2 protein-coding genes are annotated in these 2,311 nt (G+C 46.1%); one reads left to right on the plus strand and one right to left on the minus strand.

Annotation, left to right across the window (positions count from 1 at the left end; translation table 11 throughout):
- A partial coding sequence (locus tag AB1656_02625) for a hypothetical protein (GenBank protein ID MEW6234258.1) occupies positions 1–1,849 on the minus strand: 1,849 nt, incomplete at its 3' end.
- Positions 1,850–2,042: 193 nt separating this feature from the next.
- Between AB1656_02625 and AB1656_02630 the strand changes: the two genes are divergently transcribed.
- Positions 2,043–2,311: ATP-binding cassette domain-containing protein (locus AB1656_02630; GenBank protein MEW6234259.1), on the plus strand; the 269-nt coding region annotated here is incomplete at its 3' end.

Genomic DNA, 2,311 nt, shown 5'->3' on the forward strand with positions numbered 1-2,311 from the left:
GCCGCCCCAAAAAGGCGATCATATCCGAAACAAGCCAGAAATCGGGATTGTATAAATATTCGAGAGCGATTTTTTCCAAGATAGGATGCATTCGATACTCTGCGATTTGAGATAATAGGCTTTGGCGGCAAGTGTAAATACTTTTCTCGTCACATTCTTTTCGTATCGCACATTCTGCAAAATCTTCATCCCATCGCAGAAAATACGCAATCAAAATCGCTTTGTAGCCGCAATTCATTTGTTCTCTCTTCGATTGATAAATTTCCCTAATTGTTGGCAATACTTCGCGGGTTGCGAACCGTTCCACTAATTGGCAAAGGATTTGCGCTTCCGTCCCTACTCCACCTCGCCTCCAATTATCATATAGATTCTTGGCGATGGCTTCTTCGACGCCTGGCAACGTCTCATCCGGCAAAAGGCCCAATGCGCTCATATGAAAGCGAGGCTGTGGATTTTGTATCTCTTGCAAAATCAATTCACGCCCTTCATCCGGCGAATTCTGATAGAGGCGCTTTAAAGCCATATCGCAGACGGATTGGTTCAACGAATACGCTTGCGGAGGTTGAGTGCATAATTTTCGTAAAACTGGAAGCATCGCCGGTCCAGCAATTAAACGCCAACGCTGGCCGAGCAAGTCCAATTGCATATTAGTGGGTAACGAGAAAAAAACAGTGGCGATATCTTGAGAAAAGGTTCGCCATAGATCGGAAAATTCCGGATCGTTGGCATAACGTTTTCGGGAAGCGGCGTGTTCGCTTACCGTACTCAAACTTATCGCGCGCGCTTTCTCTTCTTTCTTCGGTAAGGCGGAGATCAATTGCAGCCAACATTCTTTCTCGATGCGATCATATTCATCTTGCTGCTTTTTACTTAATTCTTGTCGTATTTTTCCCTTCTCTTCATTACCTGCTTCGTAAGGAGGTATGGGTTGGTAAGAAGTTAATAGCATCTTTAAAAAAGCTAGCGATTGAATAAAAGGATAGGTAATAGCCTGCTGCGGCGCCTTCAAAGCCTCTCTCATTTTCGCTTCGGCGAATTGGGGATTGGGAAAACTAATCATCCCATAGAAGAATTCACGCTCGAGCAACCCATCAACCGTTCCAAATCGCCGAATGATCTCCATCGCCGATTCTTTCGTCCCCAAAAACCGAAGAACGCGAGCTGCCGCCATTCGTTTTTCGTAGTCGCCATTCGTTCGAATTTCCGATGTAGAATCCAAAACGGCGGCGGCTTCGCGCAGGGCGCCTTCCCGCCATTTCTCATCAGGAGAAAGAATATCCATTTCGATGATATTGGAAACAATGAAAGGATTCGGCTGTAAATTGGAGATGACTTTTTGAAGCTGTTTACACATTATGCTTTTTGTAACGACGAATACCTTATAATGGCCAGGTTTATCGAAGCGAAGCCAATCGTTGAGATCGACGACGACGGGAGTGAAGTTTTCCAATAATTTAAAATAAGCGCTTCCGCCTCGAACGCCCCAATTCGAGATTACGCTGCGACGATAAATATCCAATGGATCAATAACTCCTTCTTCCACATCTACATAAAACTTATCATCTAGCAACTCTCTCTTAGGATATGCCAACGCTTGAAAAGAATAGGTTTCCGGCAAGCGACAGGAGAACGACCATTCGATGGGAATGATTTCCCCTTGATTAAACGCCTGCTTCCCATCTTTAAATTGGATAGTAAATTCCACTCCTGCCGGATTATCTGCCAAAACCTGGCGATGCCGTTCTTCGAAGGACGTATTCGTCTTATCCTCAGCCGATGCGATAATCTGACCGCAGGACAGTAAAAATGCTCCCAAGCATACGAATTGAAATCGATAATTCTTTTTCATTTTTCCCCCTCTTAATTGTGCGAAAATGGAATTGTTATAATGATAACGTTTTTCCGTATGAAACAATAACAAAAAATTCGGTGGACATTGCTCTCCATCTTGGCGGCGATTCGTTTTTCCCTTCTCCGCGTGTATACTTGCCTTTCGCTGGCGCTTATCTTCGGCGCCGATTCCATCCTTGGCATGAAGGACGATGATTTCTATTTTCGACGGTCAGTTGCGTTTGGGCGGGCGAGTCATTTTTTCCGGCCTTTCCTGGCGCATAGGGGATAAAGATCGCATCGGGCTGGTCGGTCCTAACGGGTCCGGCAAGACCTCGCTTTTGCGCGTTCTCATGGGTGAATATTCGCTGGAAAAGGGAACTGTGGAGCGCTCCCGCAGCCAGCGCATCGGCTATCTTCCTCAAGACGGCTCGGAATTGCCCGACCGCAGCGTCTCCGAAGTGTTGATGAGCGCCTTCGA

The sequence above is a fragment of the Candidatus Omnitrophota bacterium genome (assembly GCA_040755155.1).
Taxonomy (GTDB): Bacteria; Hinthialibacterota; Hinthialibacteria; order Hinthialibacterales; family Hinthialibacteraceae; genus JBFMBP01.